The sequence below is a fragment of the Rhodanobacter sp. OK091 genome, assembly GCF_900142825.1.
Lineage (GTDB): Bacteria > Pseudomonadota > Gammaproteobacteria > Xanthomonadales > Rhodanobacteraceae > Rhodanobacter.
The window spans coordinates 365,719-385,699 of record NZ_FRCH01000003.1 but is presented as its reverse complement, the minus strand read 5'-3'; the positions used below and the strand labels follow the sequence as shown (position 1 = coordinate 385,699).

14 protein-coding genes and 1 tRNA gene are annotated in these 19,981 nt (G+C 61.7%); 6 read left to right on the top strand and 9 right to left on the bottom strand.

Annotated elements, in window-relative coordinates; all coding sequences use genetic code 11:
- Nucleotides 1-17 precede the first annotated feature (17 nt).
- Both BUA26_RS16475 and BUA26_RS16470 read left to right on the top strand, forming a co-directional pair.
- Complete coding sequence (locus BUA26_RS16475; protein WP_072761937.1) at nt 18-1,175, top strand: glycosyltransferase family 4 protein; 1,158 nt, start codon at nt 18-20, stop codon at nt 1,173-1,175.
- A 150-nt stretch (nt 1,176-1,325) separates the two neighbouring features.
- Nucleotides 1,326-2,765 (top strand): glycosyl hydrolase family 28-related protein, encoded by a 1,440-nt coding sequence (locus BUA26_RS16470; RefSeq protein WP_072761936.1) that lies wholly within the window; start codon nt 1,326-1,328, stop codon nt 2,763-2,765.
- Between the two features lie 98 nt (nt 2,766-2,863).
- Here BUA26_RS16470 and BUA26_RS16465 read toward each other — a convergent pair whose 3' ends face one another.
- Together BUA26_RS16465 and BUA26_RS16460 are read right to left on the bottom strand one after the other, a co-directional pair.
- The gene (locus tag BUA26_RS16465) at nt 2,864-4,048 is read right to left on the bottom strand and encodes an undecaprenyl/decaprenyl-phosphate alpha-N-acetylglucosaminyl 1-phosphate transferase (RefSeq protein WP_255368393.1); all 1,185 of its coding nucleotides are present in this window, start codon (nt 4,046-4,048) and stop codon (nt 2,864-2,866) included.
- Between the two features lie 742 nt (nt 4,049-4,790).
- Complete coding sequence (locus BUA26_RS16460) at nt 4,791-5,819, bottom strand: polysaccharide biosynthesis/export family protein (RefSeq protein WP_072762002.1); 1,029 nt, start codon at nt 5,817-5,819, stop codon at nt 4,791-4,793.
- Between the two features lie 1,605 nt (nt 5,820-7,424).
- Between BUA26_RS16460 and tviB the strand changes: the two genes are divergently transcribed.
- Together tviB and BUA26_RS16450 are read left to right on the top strand one after the other, a co-directional pair.
- Nucleotides 7,425-8,702, top strand: a complete 1,278-nt coding sequence (tviB, locus tag BUA26_RS16455) for a Vi polysaccharide biosynthesis UDP-N-acetylglucosamine C-6 dehydrogenase TviB (protein WP_072761935.1) — start codon at nt 7,425-7,427, stop codon at nt 8,700-8,702.
- 15 nt (nt 8,703-8,717) lie between these two features.
- Entirely contained in the window at nt 8,718-9,728 is a 1,011-nt protein-coding gene (locus BUA26_RS16450) for an NAD-dependent epimerase (protein WP_072761934.1), read from the top strand.
- A gap of 306 nt (nt 9,729-10,034) precedes the next feature.
- Here BUA26_RS16450 and BUA26_RS16445 read toward each other — a convergent pair.
- From BUA26_RS16445 to BUA26_RS16420, 6 genes are all read right to left on the bottom strand, one after another.
- Nucleotides 10,035-10,127, bottom strand: a tRNA-Ser gene (locus tag BUA26_RS16445).
- Between the two features lie 75 nt (nt 10,128-10,202).
- Nucleotides 10,203-10,406 carry a carbon storage regulator CsrA gene (gene csrA, locus BUA26_RS16440; protein WP_072761933.1) on the bottom strand — a complete coding sequence of 68 codons (204 nt, stop codon included), beginning with the start codon at nt 10,404-10,406 and terminating at the stop codon, nt 10,203-10,205.
- A gap of 273 nt (nt 10,407-10,679) precedes the next feature.
- Nucleotides 10,680-13,310, bottom strand: coding sequence for an alanine--tRNA ligase (gene alaS / locus BUA26_RS16435; RefSeq protein ID WP_072761932.1), 2,631 nt, complete (start codon nt 13,308-13,310; stop codon nt 10,680-10,682).
- 84 nt (nt 13,311-13,394) lie between these two features.
- Nucleotides 13,395-13,901 (bottom strand): regulatory protein RecX, encoded by a 507-nt coding sequence (locus tag BUA26_RS16430; protein WP_072761931.1) that lies wholly within the window; start codon nt 13,899-13,901, stop codon nt 13,395-13,397.
- Between the two features lie 128 nt (nt 13,902-14,029).
- A complete protein-coding gene (gene recA, locus BUA26_RS16425; RefSeq protein ID WP_072761930.1) occupies nt 14,030-15,067 on the bottom strand; it encodes a recombinase RecA in 1,038 nt (345 codons plus the stop codon).
- A 151-nt stretch (nt 15,068-15,218) separates the two neighbouring features.
- Nucleotides 15,219-15,728, bottom strand: a complete 510-nt coding sequence (locus BUA26_RS16420; protein ID WP_072761929.1) for a CinA family protein — start codon at nt 15,726-15,728, stop codon at nt 15,219-15,221.
- Between the two features lie 89 nt (nt 15,729-15,817).
- On the opposite strand from BUA26_RS16420, the gene mutS reads away from it, so the two are divergent.
- Nucleotides 15,818-18,412, top strand: coding sequence for a DNA mismatch repair protein MutS (mutS, locus tag BUA26_RS16415; RefSeq protein ID WP_072761928.1), 2,595 nt, complete (start codon nt 15,818-15,820; stop codon nt 18,410-18,412).
- A gap of 97 nt (nt 18,413-18,509) precedes the next feature.
- Here the strand turns inward: mutS and BUA26_RS16410 are convergent, their stop codons facing one another.
- Nucleotides 18,510-19,145, bottom strand: coding sequence for a glutathione S-transferase family protein (locus BUA26_RS16410; RefSeq protein WP_072761927.1), 636 nt, complete (start codon nt 19,143-19,145; stop codon nt 18,510-18,512).
- A gap of 148 nt (nt 19,146-19,293) precedes the next feature.
- Between BUA26_RS16410 and BUA26_RS16405 the strand changes: the two genes are divergently transcribed.
- A complete protein-coding gene (locus BUA26_RS16405; RefSeq protein WP_072761926.1) occupies nt 19,294-19,881 on the top strand; it encodes a TetR/AcrR family transcriptional regulator in 588 nt (195 codons plus the stop codon).
- Nucleotides 19,882-19,981: the final 100 nt, after the last annotated feature.

The window sequence follows — 19,981 nt, the reverse complement described above, 5'->3', positions numbered from 1 at the left end:
TCGCATGAGGCGCGTCCATGAAAGCCGTGCTGTTCGCCAATACGGATTGGTACCTCTACAACTTCCGCCGCGCACTGGCGATGGCCCTGCGGGAGGCCGGGTACGACGTCCTACTGATTTCTCCACCGGGGCCTTATGGCGACAAGCTGCGGGCTCTGGGTCTGCGCTGGGAGCCGTTGCCGATGGAACGGCGCAGCCTCAATCCGCTGCGAGAGATGGCACTGTTATGGCACCTGATCCGGCTGCTGCGACGCGAGCGACCGATGCTTGTACATGGCTTCACCATCAAATGTGCCGTGTATGGCTCCCTGGCGGCACGACTGGCCGGGGTTTCTGCCCGGGTGAATGCGGTGGCGGGCATGGGTTACGTGTTTACCAGTTCGCACATGAAAGCGCGTTTGTTGCGACCGGTGGTGCGCGGCCTGTTGCGGTTGGCACTCGGCGGCAAGGACGCGCGACTCATCCTGCAGAACGCGGATGACGTCGAATTGTTTCAACAGGCTGGTCTGGTCGACCCGGCACACATCCGCCTGATTCGCGGTTCCGGAGTGGACTGCGGGCAATTCGCCGGAGTATCGCGGACAGCATCCAGCGACGGGCGCATGCGCGTGCTGCTGGCAAGCCGCCTGCTATGGGACAAAGGCGTCGCCGAATACGTCGCTGCCATCCGGCAACTGCGCACCCAGGGTCGCGCCATTCACGCTCTGCTCGCGGGCACTCCGGATTCGGGCAACCCGGCGGCGGTTCCCGAGTCGACGATACGAGGCTGGGTAGACGAAGGCCTGGTCACGTGGCTCGGTCACGTCGACGATATGGCCAGCCTGCTCGGATCGGTCGATGTCATGGTGCTGCCAAGCTATCGGGAAGGATTGCCGCGAACGCTGGTCGAGGCCGCAGCTTGCGGACTTCCCTTGATCACCACGGATGTGCCCGGCTGCCGCGAGGTAGTGTCCGATGGTGTCGACGGCTTGCTGGTTCCGGTGGGAGACAGCGAGGCGCTGGCACATGCGATACGGCGACTGCAGGACGACTCCGGATTTGCGTGTCAGCTGGGTGACGCTGCGCGTCTCAAGGCACGAGCACAATTTGATGAACGCATCGTCATCCGGCGTACCATGGATGTCTATGCGGAGTTGTGCGACCGGCCTACAACATCTTCCGAGTTATTCATATAGACGTCCATCTCCCGTATCAGACGGATCTGGCCATGAGGCAAGTCATGTGTGGTTCAGAACAAGAATCTCTACCGCGGTAAGCTCGATCGATGGGCTCTGCTTGAGCCGCACCGTTCATGACCGACGTCCTACACCCTCGGAGGCTGTGCCATGCCATCCTCGCCGCAAGTTGTGAATGTGCTGGATTTCCTGCCCGCATCAGAGCACGCCGCCATTCGTGCCGGCAGCAGCGCCTATGACTGCACGGGGGGCATCCAGACAGCGATTGACGAAGCCGGTAGCAAGGTATTCGTGCCTGCCGGCATCTATCTCGTGAAACAGTTGAATCTCAAGTCAGGTATCGAGCTGTACGGCCAGGGGCACACCAGCGAACTGAGAGCGCACGACGATTCGCTGGCTTGCGAGTTCATGCTCGTCACTCATGTGCGTGACGGTGGCAGCGCCAATGTCGCGGACAACATGCGCAACATCCACCTACACGATTTGAAGCTCAACGGACGGGTGGCAGAGTTCGGCTATCAGCAATACTTCTACCTGCTCGCCGTCAATGCCACCTCGGATCTGACCGTCGAGCGGGTGGCTTTCCATGGATTTCGCGGAGACGGCATGTATGTCGGCTCGGGGACATTCCACAGCACCGAACGCCACAACCAGCGCATCGTTGTGCGCGACTGCATGTTCGACGGCGCGGTCAAGGACAACCGCAACGGTTTGTCCGTCATCGATTGCGACCAGCTGACGGTGGAGAACTGTGTCTTCCAGAATATCGGCAACGCGAAACTGTCCCACTCGGTAGGTGGCATCGATTTCGAACCCGATCGCACCTGGAGCGTGTACCGCCACGTGACCATCGCCCATTGCAAGTTCATCAATATCGATTCGGTGAACACGGCTGGCATCACGTTCTTCAATGGACGCCAGTCGGGAGACAACATTCACGATTGGGTCGTGTCGGATTGCGAGTTCACCAACTGCTACTGGGGCATCGATTCCTCGACGAAGAGCAAGACTGCCGCGGATCCGCCGGACAATCTCGCCGTGCTCAACTGCAACTTCCTCAACTCGGTGCGCGTCGACATCGGGGTTCATGGCTTGAGCGGCGTGCAGATCAGCGGATGCACTTTCCAGCGCTCGCCGCCGGGATCGGGACCAGGCGGCGATGCGATACGGCTCGGAAACGCCACCTTCCGGGTCAGCAAAAATGCCATCAACACCGTGATCACCGGAAACACGTTCATCGGCATACGTCCGCAGATGGGCGCGATCGGCGTGTTCGGCGCAACCGGACTGGTATGCGCGGGCAACGTATTCATCGATATCCGCGGCACCTGCATCAACTTCGCCGAGGACGAGACTCCCGACAATGCGAGAGGCATCGGCAAGGTGATCATTTCTGGCAACAAGGCGAAGCTCAACGCGAGCCCCGCCAAGGGAATGTCATTCCTGAGCACGAGCAACCAGTCGCGTATCAGCAAAGGTCATCTGGCGCTGGAACATTCCTTCGAATACGCCAACGCCATCGACAGCGGCATAAACGAAGTCGCAAATGGCGCAATGATCCAATTCCTGGGAGTCAGGCAATCCGAATAAGTGGGCGGATCTGGAACTCGAGCTCGAGACCCTGCTCGTATCACTGAGAACTCTTTCCGGCGCGTTGAATCTGCAGCGGCTTCCTTCACCGTTGTTCATCAGCGACGGATAGAGCGGCGTTCCGAGCGCAATGTCTCGGTTTCGGCGCGGCTCGTATGCACCATAGTCTCCTGTCTCCGCGCGGCAAGCCCAGTCGAGCAGGTTGGCCGGACCGCACCTTTCGAAGTGACATTCGGGTCAACGCACCGCGGGGCAAGCGCCTGTCGGCGCGCCTCCTGCCGCAGCCATGCACGTGTGACCGTCACGATATACACGCTCATCACCAGGCAGAACATGGTCAGGTTCGTACCGGCCGAGTGAGCCACGCCGCTGATGAAAGCGCCGATGAGCGCGAAGGTTGCAGCAAGGGCGATCAGCGCGGCCAACGTCGCGCGAGGCCCCAGGCCCGCTCCAAGCAGGATATGGTGGATATGTCCACGATCCGGCTTGAACGGCGATTTGCCCTGGCGCATGCGCCGATACATCACGGCAATAGTGTCGAAGACCGGCAGAGCTACGCACCACAGCACGTCGACGGGCGACAAGTGCGTCTGAGGTATCTGACTCATGCGGATAAGCGTCCACGCCAGCAGGTAGCCGATCAACATGCTTCCGGCATCGCCAAGGAAGATCTTGCCACCCATGTAGCCGAGGTTGGCGACCAGGTAAGGAAGCAACGCAGCAGCCAGCAAAGCCAGCAACACGATGACTCCATGCAAGGGCGTGGGAGTGGCGAACAGGACTATGGCAGCCACGCTGACCAACGCAAGACCGCCGGCGAGGCCGTCGATACCGTCCATCATGTTGAACGCATTCACCAGACCGATGACGGCGACCACTGTCAACGGGACACCGAGCCAGCCGAATGTCACTTCATGGCCGAATATCCGTCCCAACGTGTGGATGTAAACACCGGTATTGGCGATGACCGTGAGAATGACGATGGTCTGGATCAGCAGGCGATCTCGCACGCTGAGATCGAAGCGGTCATCCAGTGCGCCGAGCAGGACAAGCACAGCGGCGGTTTCAAGCAGCGTTGTCTCAAACTGCTGGAATTGGCCGTAGAAAATCGTCCCCGCCAGCACGCCTATGAAAATCGCCAGACCGCCCACCAACGGCACGTCGCCGTCATGCAGCTTGCGTTGATCGGGGCGATCCACGAGTCCAAGCAATACAGCGAAACGGCGCATCGCAACAATGGCTACTGCTGATGTGCATGTGGCAATCAAACAATCGAAGAGCATCCGCGATTCCTGCATAACACCCTTACCTCCGCCCAGTCTCCAAAGGATCCCCCGATCCCAATGGGCTCAATTTGTGAGTGGTGCAGATATCGAGCAAGAGAGCCTCGATGGTCTGCGTTTGTGGATCCATGATTCGTCAGATCGCTGATTTATCTCGTCTGGAACAACTTGAAGCCAGCGAACAAACTGACAACTTTCTGCATGCATGAAGAGCATGTTGCTGACCTCAGGCACCCGAACGTAGCAGCTTTGTATGTCGATTCTTGTGTAGGGCAAGGGCCGCATTCAGCCGTAAACGGTTTAGATGATGATTACGTCAATCACATGTATAAGTTATGTTTTACGCAAATCGGTGAAGTTGAAGAAACGCTGAACAGGTTTCGACTCGTTCATTGTTTTGAAATAGACGTCTAAACAAAAACAACCTCGTCGCCAAAAAAACCTCACTGGCACGAAGGATGCTGAGGAGTACAGGCAGACTGGCGCGAAGTGAACTGAGCGGATGACCATGCAATGCCAAGAGATGTACCGACGTCATCGAGTGCCGATGTATCGGAAACTGGTGATGGCCCATGGCGCGATGGGATCGATACGACACTGATTGCATGGCCGTCGATGCCAGCCGCCGCTGCGATTCAACGGCAGCAATCCAAGGAACCTCAATCTCGCCACCATGGCAGTCAAGCCATGGTGGCGAGATTCGAGGCCCTCGTGCTTCTGTAGTCAGAGACGATGAATAGCTTCAGTGCGTTGCACTGTAATTTGCTGCAGCTGCGCTGGTGACCAAGGTGGCCGACGGCAGCAATTGGCTCAGGAATCGATTCCAGCGAGTTACGCCGGCTGCACCGACAAACACCACGTCACCCGGCTTAACCCTGAACTCGTCTCCGAGCGCAAACGCAGACGGCGAACGGGCATCAAGCTGAAAAACCTTGGCCGGGGTATTCTCCAGATTCTTCGCGCCGCGAATGACATAAACCTCCCTGCCACTGGAAGTGACGGGGTTGAGGCCACCAGCGCGGCCCAGCGCCTGCGTCAGGGAGAGATCGGCGACACTCCTGAAGGTGACTGCCATGGGGCGCATCACCTCTCCCATCACATACACTTCCTGGGTGTCATTGTAGGGAAGCAACAGGCGATCCCCAGGTTTCAGGTAAATATTCTGCGCAATGCCCTGGCCGTTGTTCAAGGAGGCCAGGTCCAGATGATAGTCGTGGCCATCGCGGCTCAATATCAGATCGGACATATTGGCCTGATCTGCATTGATCGTTGCCGCGCCGATCGCCTGCCCCAGGGTCAGCGGAGTCGTCGTGATCGACTGCGGGTCGGTTTTCATGAAGGCGCCCTGGAGCAGCACATGCTGGCTGTTATAGCTGACGACCCCGACATCCACCTGCGGTCTCTCCACGTATTTGGCGATCTTCGTGCTGATGTTCTGGCGCACCTCTTCGATCGTCATACCCGCAACTTTTACAGGGCCTATGTAAGGGTAGAACAGCGTGCCATCCGAACGGACAATCCGGCCATTGGCCGCCGTTTGCTGTTGCGACCCGGCGGGTGCCGTCAGTTCCGGATGATCCCAGACTGTGATGTAAAGCGTGTCGCCAGGCCCAATGCGATAAGGCTCCGGCTGATAGGACAACAGCTCCTGTGGCACCGCCGCGCTCAACGTCGCCGCATGATCTCCCGCCAACAGCTGCGGGGTGATCGTTACCAGTTGGACCTGGCTGCTGTCGGTTGGTGTTCCGCGAACCACTCCTTCGCCAGACATGCGTTGTCCCGGAGACCACACGCAGCCGTTAACGACGAGTAACACGAAACTCAGGATGATAAAGGCGGTAATCTTTTTCATGGTCACAGGCCCTCAGACTAAACGATCCACCGAGCATGCCGGCAAATCGCCGTTAAACAGCACATTTCCCAACTAACAGCACACTCCAATTAAGCGCACTCTGTGGAATCGGATTTTCGACCACGCAATCATGGGATCGGAAAGCGCAAATCTCTTTCGAGAATGACTCCCTGAACCTGAGCGTTCAATAACCGACGCGAAAATCAACCACAAAAAAAAGGGTTCTGAGTGATGCCACATTTCGCGTGAAAGAAACATCACGAACGATGGGATACATCGCGACCGAGCGCCTCATCACACCGTCGACCGCAAGTCGCGTCGGACAAGTCCCCATGTGTTTCCGGCGACAGCTCCGCGCAACCAGGAACGCCTTGGTGTCCGCGGCAATTTTTTCTGCCGACGTTGGGCTGCGGCCATAGCGGCGATGGCGGCGACGCAAGCTGCATCGACACGGAACTTTGATGTCGTCCCATCGAACGTCACGTTCGCAGTCAGCTGTGCCGAATCCCGGTGTCTGCGAACTCTCCGACCATTTTTGACCCATTTTGACCCGCAACGACACTGCAGGCCTGACGGCACGCGGCGTATGACCGCGGACCAAAGTGTCCCACTGCGCACCGGCACAGGCCGGCGCCCGGAGCAAACTGCGACATCTATCTCAACTCAGTACCCGCAATCGCGATACACAACGATCAATCAAGCCGACATCTCTGTTTGGCACGATACTCGCTTCTGTAAGGTGCCCCTCAACAGCTGATACCTGTCACGGATGCAAAACTACATGGAAAACGACGAGAACAAGCCGGTCTGGGAAAAAAATTCCCGGGGATTCTGGCTTACTGTCTGTCTGATGCTCAGTGCGGTGGCCGGTTGGTTGATGTTTCACACGGGTCTTCTGCATTGATGCCTGAGCGCCCCACGCGAGCGGGATCGTTGCCCATCGGATTCGTCTCTGGGATCCGACGTACGAAGCCATCCATCAAGTGACGATTTCGACCATATCGCTGTGATGGCGACAGCGTGCTTCGCGTTTCAGCGATGCCACGCGGACTCTCTCTTGTTGAATAGCGATCGCACATAGAACCGCACTCGCGACCGATTATTGTGCGCCACGGGTGTTTGCTGACTTTCTTTCCACTGAGATAATCACACAGCGCGCGGATGTGCACGGTTTATGCACGATCCACTTTGGCATAGTGGGTGTTATGCCAGCGCAAGCGCAAACGTGAGTCCCATCGACATGCCTGCGCGTGTCAGATGCGCAGAATACCGTCCCGCGAATGACCATTCGATGTATGAATCCAGAATCGCCGGCGGACAGAAGCTTCGGAATATCGGTCGCTTGATGGATACTCGCCGGGATTCATCGGCCGCAGCTCATCGGCATGCAACGCACCACTCGCTACCGCTCAGGCTGCTGGCGCCTCGCTGGAACATTGATCTGCAGATACGATCCGGTCAGCATGGCTTCTGCCGGACAACCTGCGCATCAAGATGCGTTTCCAAAAATCTCGGGATGACCTTATGCGGAATCTGGAAAACACCAAGCTCGCCATCGTAGGTCTCGGCTATGTTGGCCTGCCGCTGGCGGTGGAGTTCGGCAAGCACTACGACACAGTGGGCTTCGATATCAACAAGGCCCGGATCGACGAGTTGGCTGCCGGTCACGACAACACACTCGAAATCGAGGCGGCGGAACTCACTGCAGCAACGCGCCTGCGTTTCAGTGCTGAACTGGACGATCTGCGGAACTGCAATACCTACATCGTCACCGTCCCTACTCCTATCGATCTCGCCAAACGCCCCGACCTGACACCACTGATCAAGGCCAGTGAAACCCTGGCCAAGGTCCTCAAGCCAGGCGACGTGGTGGTGTACGAGTCCACCGTGTACCCGGGTTGCACGGAAGAGGTCTGTATCCCGATCCTCGAAAAAGGCTCGGGCCTGGTCTACAACCGCGACTTTTTCGCCGGCTATAGTCCCGAGCGCATCAATCCTGGCGACAAGCAACATCGAGTCACCAGCATTCTGAAGGTTACCTCGGGCTCCACACCGGAGGCAGCCGATTTTGTCGATCGCCTGTACGGCTCGGTGATCACCGCCGGCACGTACAGGGCCAGTTCGTTGAAGGTCGCCGAAGCTGCCAAGGTCATCGAGAACACACAGCGCGATCTGAACATCGCGCTGGTCAACGATCTGGCCATCTTGTTCAACAAGCTGGGCATCGACACACTGGAAGTGCTGCAGGCGGCCGGTACCAAGTGGAACTTCCTGCCGTTCCGTCCGGGTCTGGTGGGTGGGCACTGCATCAGCGTGGATCCGTACTACCTCACGCACAAGGCGCAAGAGGTGGGCCATCACTCGGACGTGATCCTCGCTGGCCGCCGCACCAACGACAGTATGGGTTTCTATATCGCCAACGAGGTGCTGCGCCTCATGGTGCGTAAAGGTATCAATCCGGTGCAGGCCCGCGTGCTGGTTCTGGGGCTGGCATTCAAGGAGAATTGCCCTGATCTGCGCAATACCCGCGTGGTCGATATCGTGCTGGCGTTGCGCGGCTACAACGCCCAGGTCGATATCCACGATCCGTGGGTCAATGCCGCCGAGGCGGAGCACGAATATGCCATCGTTCCTGTCGCGCAGCCGCAACCCGACAGCTACGATGCCGTGATCGTCGCAGTCGGCCATCAGCAGTTTGTCGACATGGGCCCCGATGGCATCCGCGCGTTCGGCAAAGCTGCCTCGGTAATCTACGACGTGAAATGTCTGCTTCCGCGCGAGGCGGTCGACGGTCGTCTCTGAACAGGATTTCATGCCATGAAAGTGCTGGTTACCGGTACCGCCGGTTTCATCGGTTCGCACGTCGCGCTGCAACTGCTTGAACGCGGCGACGAGGTCATCGGATTCGATAGCCTCAGCGATTACTACGACGTCAACCTGAAGAAGGCGCGGCTGGCGCGTTTCATGGCGCACCCGGGCTATACGCATATCCATGCCGACCTGGCCGATCGCGCAGCGGTGGAAAGCGCGTTCTCTACGCACAAGCCGCAGCGGGTGATCAATCTGGCAGCGCAGGCTGGCGTGCGCTATGCGGCCGAAAATCCGCACATCTACGTGGCCAGCAACATCACCGGTTTTCTGCATATTCTGGAAGGTTGCCGCCAGCATGATGTGGAGCATCTGGTCTTTGCCTCCACCAGCTCGGTGTACGGCGCCAACACGGCTATGCCGTTTTCCGAGCATCAGCCCACCGAGCATCCGCTTACCCTGTACGCCGCCTCCAAGAAAGCCAACGAGCAGATGGCGCACAGTTACGCGCATCTGTATGGCATACCGTGCACCGGCCTGCGCTTCTTCACGGTCTATGGCCCATGGGGGCGCCCGGACATGGCGCTGTTCTTGTTCACCAAGGCGATTCTGGCCGGCGAGCCGATCAAGGTGTTCAACCACGGCAAGCACAAGCGCAGCTTTACCTATGTGGATGACATCGTCGAAGGCGTGGTCCGCGCGCTGGATACGTTGCCCGAAAAGAACAGCAGCTGGAACGGGAATCTCCCCGACCCTGCCAGCAGCGGCGTTGCGCCCTACCGGCTGTACAACATCGGCAATGCGGAACCCGTGGAATTGTTGCGCTACATCGCGGTGCTGGAGCAGTGCCTCGGGCGCAAGGCGCAGATGGAGATGCTGCCCTTGCAGGCGGGCGACGTACCCGATACCGAGGCGGACGTGTCGGAATTGATCCGGGCAGTCGGCTACGCGCCGAAGGTTTCGGTAGACACCGGCGTCGCCAACTTCGTGAGCTGGTACCGGGAATACTACGGCGTGTAGTGGGGCGCGCGGCAGGTGGCACCAGCTTCGCCATCCCGATAGCGGACATTGTCTGTAAAAAAGCATCTATCCGTGTCTCTACACAAGACACGAAAACGCCGATTCGAGAGGCTGCGCGGCGGCGTGGTGCCTGCGGGGATTGCTCGGCCCATCCGTGGGCCTCGCCCTTCCGCGCTGCGCGCTCCAGGGCCAGCCTGCGGCTGTCCAAAATTGTTCCAGACAATTTTGTCGAACCGTTAGGGCTCATCCGCCACCGTCTCTCCGCCAGATACGCAAAACGCCCCACTAGGGGGCGTTTTGCGTATCTGGCGGAGAGAGAGGGATTCGAACCCTCGATAAGGCTTTTGACCCTATACTCCCTTAGCAGGGGAGCCCCTTCGGCCACTCGGGCATCTCTCCGGGGTTGTTTCCACATCGCTGCGGAGCCGGCAAGGATACCGACCGGCGGGGTCGAGGTAAAGGTTTAATTCACGATCAATGTTCGGCGGACTCGTCGGGCGTGCTGCCGCCTTCGTGCTCGCCTTTGATCCGTTGGTAGATTTCTTCGCGATGAACCGCGACGGTCTTCGGTGCGTTGATACCGATACGTACCTGGTTGCCTTTCACGCCAAGAACGGTAACGGTCACCTCGTCGCCGATCATCAGGGTTTCACCGACCCTGCGGGTCAGAATCAACATGATTGCTGCTCTCCATAAATGCTGTTGGTCAAAGGCCTGCGGCTTGACGACGCCTCACCCCTGAGCAGCCGTCCATCCACAGTTCGACGATTGATCCGTCGAAGGCCCTATCGCCTTCCCGGCTCACAGCCAAAACACTCCTGAGCGTCCTGACTGGCGACACCACCGTTACCGGTCGCGCCGACACTCTGTCGATAGTAACTGAGCCTGATTCACCTGTGCAATGTACCTGAATCGTGACAAATGGAATGTTCAGGTTGCACTTGCGCAGACCTACTGCGTTGACACCCAATCCGGAAGCGCGGCCAGAATGGCCGGCAAATCCGGGGTGTCCGATCCGCCGCCCTGAGCCATGTCCGGGCGGCCACCACCCTTGCCGTCAATCTGCGCAGCGACATGCGCCACCACGCTGCCTGCCTTGACCCGCCCCAACGCCTTGCCATGCACGCCGGCAATCAGCGAGACGCGCCCATCGGCCGCGCCGGCCAGCAGGATCACGCAGTCGCCGAGCTGCTGCTTGAGCTGGTCCACACTGTCGCGCAGCGCCTTGGCATCAAGCCCTTCCAGTCGTGCGGCGACCACCTTGATGCCGCCGACATCCACCGCCGAGCCGGCCAGATCAGCGGTGGCGGAACCGGCTGCCTTGCTGCGCAGCGAGTCCAGTTCGCGCTCGAGTTTCTTCTGTTTGTCGAACAGCTGGCGCAACTTCTCCACGGCATCGTCACCGCTGCTGGAGAGCAATTGCGAGAACTCGGCCAGGCGGCGCTCCTCGTCGGCCACCCAGGCTAGGGCGCCGGCGCCCGTCACCGCCTCGATGCGGCGCACGCCCGACGCCACGCCGGCGTCGCTGCCGACGATCTTGAACAGGCCGATATCGCCGGTGCGGCCGACATGGGTGCCGCCGCACAATTCCGTGGAGAAGTCGCCCATCTTCAGTACGCGAACTTCGTCGCCGTACTTCTCGCCGAACAGCGCCATCGCCCCAAACTCGATCGCCTGGTCGTACCCCATATTGTGTACTTCGGCGACCGCGTTGCGGCGCACTTCGGCGTTCACCAGTGCCTCGACCTGCGCGAGTTCATCGCGACTCATCGGCTTGAAATGCGAGAAGTCGAAACGCAGCCGCTCCGGCGCGACCAGCGAGCCCTTCTGCGCCACATGATCGCCCAGCACTTTGCGCAAGGCCGCATGCAACAGATGCGTAGCCGAATGATTGAGCACGATAGCCTGCCGGCGCGAGGCGTCCACGCTGGCCTCGACGAGGTCGCCGGTACGCAGCGGCTGTCCGCCCTGCCAGCGACCGGCGTGGCCGAAGAACACGCCGCCCATCTTCAACGTATCGCCAACTTCGAAGCGACCGGTCGGATTGATCAGCTCGCCGGTATCGCCGACCTGTCCGCCCGACTCGGCGTAGAACGGTGTGCGATCGAGAATCAGCAGGCCTTCCTCGCCCTCGGCAAGCTGATCTACCTGCTTGCCGGCACGCACGATCCCAAGCACCTTGCTGGCCTGGCTGTGCAGCACGTCGTAACCCAGGAACGCCGTGGGCTTCAACTGACTGGCCAGCTCGGCCGGCATCTGCCCCTTGGCCTCGAAACGACCGGCGGCGCGGGCGCGCTCGCGCTGTTCGTTCATCGACCGCTCGAATCCGTCCATGTCGACTTCCAGTCCACGCTCGCGTGCGATGTCTGCCGTGAGATCGACCGGAAAACCGTAGGTGTCGTACAAGCGGAACGCATCCACGCCGGGAATGATCTTGCCGGACTTGCCCGCGACTTCATCGAACAGGCGCATGCCGTGTTCCAGCGTCTCACCGAAACGCTGTTCCTCGACGCGCAACGCCTCCTCGACCAACGCCTGTTTGGCGGCGAGCTCGGGGTATGCCACTCCCATTTCCTCGACCAGGGGCTGCACCATCTTCCAGAAGAAATCGCCGCGCACGCCGAGCATCCAGCCATGGCGCAACGCACGGCGAATGATACGGCGCAGCACGTAGCCGCGACCTTCGTTCGACGGCAGCACGCCATCGACGATGAGGAAGGAACAGGCGCGAATGTGGTCGGCGATCACACGCAGCGACTTGTTCGCCAGATCCCTGGTGTCGGTGAGTTCGCCCGCCACACGGATCAGGTGCGCGAACAGGTCGATCTCGTAGTTGGAATGGACGTGCTGCAACACCGCCGCCAGACGCTCCAGGCCCATGCCGGTATCCACGCAAGGCGCCGGCAACGGACTCAGCGTGCCGTCCGGCGCACGGTCGAATTGCATGAACACCAGGTTCCAGATTTCGATGTAGCGGTCGCCGTCTTCGTCCGGCGAACCGGGCGGTCCGCCGGCGATGTCGGCACCGTGATCGAAGAAAATCTCGGTGCACGGACCGCACGGACCGGTGTCGGCCATCTGCCAGAAATTGTCGGAGGCGAACGGCGCGCCCTTGTTGTCGCCGATGCGCACGATGCGCTCGGCCGGCACACCGACTTCCTTGTTCCAGATGTCGTAGGCCTCGTCATCAGTGTGATAGACGGTGACCCATAGCTTGTCGGCGGGAAGCTTGAACACTTCGGTCAGCAGCTCCCACGCGTAAACAATCGCGTCGCGCTTGAAGTAGTCGCCGAACGACCAGTTGCCCAGCATTTCGAAGAAGGTGTGATGGCGTGCGGTGTAACCCACCGCGTCCAGGTCATTGTGCTTGCCGCCGGCACGCAGGCAACGCTGCACGTCGGCCGCACGCACATAGCCCGGTTTTTCGCTGCCGAGGAATACGTTCTTGAACTGCACCATGCCCGAGTTGGTGAACAGCAGGGTCGGGTCGCTGGCCGGCACCAGCGAGCTGGACGGCACAATGGTGTGTCCCTTGGAGCGGAAGTAATCGAGAAAGGTCGAACGGATTTCGGAGGTTTTCATGCGGATCATGGTGGCAGGCAGTAAAAGGCCACACCGCGACCAAGCCGCCAGACCGGTCAATCCATCATCCCTGGATGATGGATTTCAGGAATCCTCGTCGGCAGCTTCGTCCACATCGGCGTGGGTAACACTCCGTACTGTGGCGGCGGCAAAGCCGCGGCGCAAGAGGAATTGCGCCCGGCGACTGCGTTCGGCGGGGTCGGCCGTGCCCGCGCCGCCATAACGGCGGCGCAGCTGGGCGGCAGCGGAAGCGTCCCAATCGACCTCGGCCGCGTCCAGCAGTTCGCGTATACGCGCGTCGGACAAACCATGGGTCTTCAGCTCCATCCGCAATCGCATCGGGCCGTAGCCCTGCGCGATCCGGCTGCGCAGCAGGACTTCGCCGAAGCGGTCATCGTCCTGGTAATGCTGCTCGCCGAGACGATCGATCGCGGCGCTGGTTTCCTCGCCTTCGTAGCCCCCCTGGCGCAGCTTGGTTTTCAGCTCCCTGCGCGAATGTTCGCGGCGCGCCAGCAGGCCCAGCGCCTTGTCGTAGGCGCTGCGTTTTGGCTTGGTCGGATCGTCCTTGCCGGGACCGCGTTTCATGGCCATACCGGCAAATGCCTGGCTGGAGGAGATTTCCCCAGCGTTGCCTTATCGAGATTCGACGGCGGGCTGAAATGCACATGGCCCGGGCGAGCCGGGCCATGTGCATGCAACGGGCCGCTAACGTGCACGGCTCACGCTTCCTCTAGTGCCTCTTCCGGCGCGGCGGCAGCGGGCTTGCCGACCGGCACCAGCAGACGCTCGCGCAGTTGCTTGTCGATCTCGTTGGCAATGGCGGGATTGTCGCGCAGGAACTGGCGTACGTTTTCCTTGCCCTGGCCGATGCGGTCGCCGTTGTAGCTGTACCAGGCGCCGGACTTGTCGATCAGGTTCTGCGCCACGCCCAGCTCGATGATCTCGCCTTCGCGCGAGGTGCCTTCGCCATACAGGATCTCGAATTCGCACTGGCGGAACGGCGGCGCCACCTTGTTCTTGACCACCTTGACGCGGGTTTCCGAACCGATGATCTCATCACCCTTCTTCACCGCACCGATACGGCGGATGTCCAGCCGCACCGAGGCGTAGAACTTCAGCGCGTTGCCGCCGGTGGTGGTTTCCGGGCTGCCGAACATCACGCCGATCTTCATGCGGATCTGGTTGATGAAGATCACCAGCGTGCCGGACTTCTTGATGTTGGCGGTGAGCTTGCGCAGCGCCTGGCTCATCAGGCGGGCGTGCAGGCCGACGTGGGAGTCGCCCATCTCGCCTTCGATTTCCGCCTTCGGGGTCAGCGCGGCGACCGAATCGACCACGACCATGTCGACCGCGCCGGAGCGCACCAGCATGTCGGCGATTTCCAGCGCCTGCTCGCCGGTGTCCGGCTGCGACACCAGCAGGTCGTCGACCTTGACGCCCAGCTTTTCCGCATAGGTCGGATCGAGTGCATGCTCGGCATCGATGAACGCAGCGGTGCCGCCGGCACGCTGGCAGCTGGCGATCGCCTGCAACGTCATGGTGGTCTTGCCGGACGACTCCGGCCCGTAGATCTCGACCACGCGGCCGCGTGGCAGGCCACCGACGCCTAGCGCGATGTCCAGCCCGAGCGAGCCGGTGGAGACTGTCTCGATCGCCTCGTTGACGCGGTCGCCCATGCGCATGATGGCGCCCTTGCCGAACTGCTTTTCGATCTGGCCGAGGGCGGATGTAAGTGCCTTGCGCTTGTTGTCATCCATCGTCTTGAATTCCGGTTGGGCTGTGAATGGGGAACATGATGCCCGGGTCGCGTCTCACCGGCTGCGATCAAGGTGGCGCGATCACTGGCGGTCGACAGCAGGGGAGCCATTATCCCACACCGGTCAAGCCGGCCTGAGCGTCCGCGCCGCCTCATTCCGTCAGTGTTTTGCGCAATCCGATGAGCGCGGCGGCCACAGTCTGCCGCCGTACGGCTTCGCGGTCACCCGGAAAGTGGAACAGTTGTGCGTGACCATAGCCGCCACGGCGCTTCCAGCCGATCCAGACCGTGCCGACCGGCTTGTCCGGCGTGCCGCCGGATGGCCCGGCAATCCCGGTCACGGCCACCGCCACGCCCGCACCGAAGCGTGCCAGCGCGCCGGAGACCATCTCCAGCACGGTTTCCTCGCTGACCGCGCCGGTGTGCTCCAGCGTGCGGGGATTCACTCCCAGCAGCGCCTCCTTCGCCTCGTAGCTGTAGGTCACCACGCCGGTATCGAACCATGCCGAACTGCCCGGGAGATCGGTCAGCGTCTTGGCGATCCAGCCGCCGCTGCACGACTCGGCGGTGACCAGCATCAATCGGCACCGCTGTACCTCGGTGGCAACCTCACCGGCCAACGCCAGCAACTCGGCATCGGTAGGAACAGACGACAACTCCATGCGAGACTCCCGGACTTGAATGAGCTTGGCGCTGCGCGCCGAGGCACCGTTCTACCTGTTCCGCGCGACCACGCCAAGACTTGCATTTCATGAGCCACGACGATCTCACCAAGCACACTCCCTTCATGCGCCAGTACCTGTCGGCCAAGGCCGAGCATCCGGAGGTGTTGCTGTTCTTCCGCATGGGCGACTTCTACGAGCTGTTCTACGACGACGCACGCAAGGCGGCGCGGCTGCTCGACATCACGCTGACCCAGCGCGGGCAGTCGGGCGGTGCGCCGATTCCGATGGCGGGCGTGCCGTATCACGCTGTGGAGAATTACCTGGCGCGGCTGGTGCGGTTGGGCGAGTCGGTGGCGATCTGCGAGCAGATAGGCGACCCGGCTCTGGCCAAGGGCATCGTGGAACGCAAGGTGGTGCGCATCGTCACGCCCGGCACAGTGACCGATGCCGCGCTGCTGGAAGAGCGCCGCGACAACTTGCTGCTGGCGATCGCTACCGGTGCGAATGGCGCGTACGGTCTGGCCTGGGTCGACCTGTCCAGCGGTCGTTTCCTGCTCAGCGAAGTGCCGCACGCCGAAGCGCTGGCCGCCGAACTGGCCCGCCTGCAACCGGCCGAGACCCTCGTCGACGAGAGTGTGGTGTGGCCGAAATTCGTCGGCAGCCTGCCAGGCCTGCGCAAGCGGCCGCCGTGGCACTTCGACGGCGATGCCGCAAAACGCGAACTGAACCGCTTCTTCGGCACCCGCGATCTCGGTGGTTTCGGCGTCGACAAGCTGCCGCTCGCCACTGCGGCGGCGGGCTGTCTGCTCGGCTATGTCGAGGAAACCCAGAAGAGTGCGCTGCCGCACCTCACCGGTATGGCGGTTGAAAGCGCCAGCGAGACGATCGCGCTGGACGCCGCCACCCGGCGCAACCTGGAACTGGACACCCATCCCAGCGGCCGCACCGAACACACCTTGCTGGGCGTGCTCGACGAATCGGTGACGCCGATGGGCGCGCGTCTGCTGCGCCGCTGGTTGAATCGCCCGCTGCGCTCGCGCGAACTGCTGCGACAGCGCCATCAGGCGATCGGCGCGTTGATCGACAGCCGCCGCTACGAATCACTGCGCGAACAGCTGCGCGGCATCGGCGACCTGGAACGCATCCTCGCCCGCGTGGCACTGCGTTCGGCGCGTCCGCGGGATTTGTCCACCTTGCGCGATGGCCTCGCCGCGGCGCCCATGCTGCGCGAGCAGATCGCATCGCTCGACAGTCCGTTGCTGCACGCCCTGGTCGAGCGCATCGGCAATCACGCCGACAATGCCGCCCTGCTCGCCCGCGCCATCGTGGCGCAACCGCCGGTATTGCAGCGCGACGGCGGCGTGGTCGCCGACGGTTACGACACCGAGCTGGACGAACTGCGCCGCCTGTCCACCCATGCCGACCAGTACCTGGTCGAGCTGGAGGAACGCGAGAAGGCCGCCAGCGGCATCAGCACGCTCAAGGTCGGCTACAACCGCGTGCATGGCTATTACATCGAGATCAGCCGGGCGCAGTCTGACAAGGCGCCCGCGCATTACACACGCCGGCAGACGACGAAGAACGCCGAGCGCTACATCACCGAGGAACTGAAAACGTTCGAGGACAAGGTGTTGTCGGCGAAGGAGCGTTCGCTGATGCGCGAGCGCGCGCTGTACGAAGCGCTGCTCGACACGCTGACCGAAAAACTCGAAGCGCTGAAGGCTGCCGCCGCCGCGATGGCCGAACTCGATGTACTCGCCACGCTGGCCGAGCGCGCCGAGGCGCTCGACTGGACCGCACCGGAACTGACCGACGAACCCGGCATCGCGATCGAGCGCGGCCGCCACCCGGTGGTCGAGAAAGTCCGCGACGAACCGTTCGAACCGAATGACCTTCTCCTCGATGATAACCGCCGCATGCTGGTGATCACCGGCCCGAACATGGGCGGCAAATCGACATACATGCGGCAGAACGCGTTGATCGTGCTGCTCGCGCATATCGGCAGCTACGTGCCGGCGCGCCGCGCCACGATCGGCCCGATCGACCGCATCTTCACCCGCATCGGCGCCGGCGACGACCTGTCGCGCGGGCAGTCCACCTTCATGGTGGAAATGAGCGAGACGGCGAACATCCTGCACAACGCGACCGAACACAGCCTGGTGCTGATGGACGAAGTCGGCCGCGGCACCAGCACCTACGACGGCCTTTCGCTGGCGCGTGCCGCCGCGGTGCATCTGGCGCGCAGCAGCCGCGCCTACACGCTGTTCGCCACGCACTACTTCGAATTGACCGAACTGGCCGGCGAATTTCCCACCATCGCAAACGTGCATCTCGATGCGGTCGAGCTTCATGATCAAAAGCGGGGCGAGCAACTGGTGTTCATGCATGCCGTGAAGGAAGGCCCGGCCAACCGCAGCTTCGGCCTGCAGGTGGCCGCGCTGGCCGGCCTGCCGAAGTCGGTGATCGCCGATGCGAAACGCACACTGGCCGAACTCGAACGTGGCATGCATGCGCATGCGGGCGCACCCGCGCCAGCCACCACCGAATCATCGCCACAATTGGGTCTGTTCGCGCCGACCCCATCGTCGGCCGTGGAGCGCGCGCTGGACGGCATCGATCCGGATGCGTTGACCCCACGCGAGGCGCTGGAGGCGCTGTACCGGCTCAAGTCGCTGGGGTGAAAACGGCGGGGCCGATGTCGATGCCGACATCATGCCCCCGCGGCATAGCTTGAAGGCATGCAGGTTTTGACGCATAGCGCAGTACCACACCTCGCGCTTACGCCGCGGCGGTACGCGTCTGCTGCGTCGGAAACGGCTCGCGCCATGCCGGCAGCGCCATCAAGCGTTCGTGCCAGTGCCCGATGTGATCGAAGCCGTCCAGCGGCAATCGCGCCTCGGTCGCCCAGCCCAGCGGCGTGGAGACGGCGAAGTCGGCGATGCTGAGGCGGTCGCCGACCAGCCAGTCATGCGTGGCCAGATGCGCGTCCAGGATCGCGGCGAAGCGCTTGAAGAAGCCGCTCGCCTCGTCCACCGCGGCAGTGTTCGGCTCGCCCATGCCGAGATACGGCTTGATCACGTGCTCGAAATACAGCGCAGCGCCGTGCCTCGAGAAATGCGCCGCGTCCCACGACAGCCAGCGCAGCACCTCGACTTGTGCGGCGCGGTCGGACGGCCACAACTCCGAGCCGGCCTTGACCGCCAGGTGAGCCATGATCGCGCCGCTCTCCCACAACCGCGTGTCTCCATCGATCAACAGCGGCACCTTGCCGTTCGGATTGAGTGCGAGATACGCCGGCTTCAGCTGTTCGCCGCGCGCCAGGTCGACGCGTACGTACTCCACCGGCGAACCGAGGTATTTCGCCACCGCGCAGGGTTTGCGCGGATTGAACGTCTCTGCGTAGTACAGCTTCATGACCCTGCCTCCTCGTGTGGTGGGGATGCGTGGCATCGTCGATCGGCCCGCATGCGAGGCAGTCTGGCAAGGATCTATTTATGTTCAAGAACATTTTTTGTCGAAGGACTAGGCTGGCCCTCCCCGCCACCACCGCGTGATCCGTGCCATGTCCTACACCGCCGAACACAAACAGCAGACCCGCACGCGCATCGTCGAGTGCGCGCGCGAACTGTTCAACCGCAAGGGTTTCGCCCAGGTCTCGATCGATGAGGTCATGGAGCGCGCCGGCCTCACCCGCGGCGGTTTCTACAATCACTTCAAGACCAAGGAAGACCTGTTTGTGGAAGCGGTCGAGGCGTATCGTCACTTCAATCCGGCCGCGCGCTGGCCCGAGGTGGACTTCGACCCGACCTGCGGCGGCAATCGCTTCGCCCAGCAACTGATCCACGCCTACCTCTCGCAGACGCACCTGGACGACGTCGACGGCCACTGCCCGATGATCGCGCTGCCGTCCGACGTGGCCCGCGCCAGCCCGCGCGTGAAGCAGGCCTATCGCGAATTGCTGGAAGGCATGGCTGGTGTTCTCGCCGATGGTGTACCGAAGTCGCGCGGCCACGACGCACGCCAGCGCGGACTCGCGCTCGCCGCGCTGTGCATCGGCGGCATGGTGCTGGCACGCACCTTCGAGGACACCGACTTTCGTTGCGAGATTCGCGAGGCTGCGCGCGCCACGGCACTCGAACTGATTGGCTGAGTGCGCCCGGCATTCCGCATCACGCACCATCCATGCAGCCGCTGCAATGGCGGCTGCACGTGTTTTGCCTGTTCGCATACAAAAGAAACCTCCCCGCCAA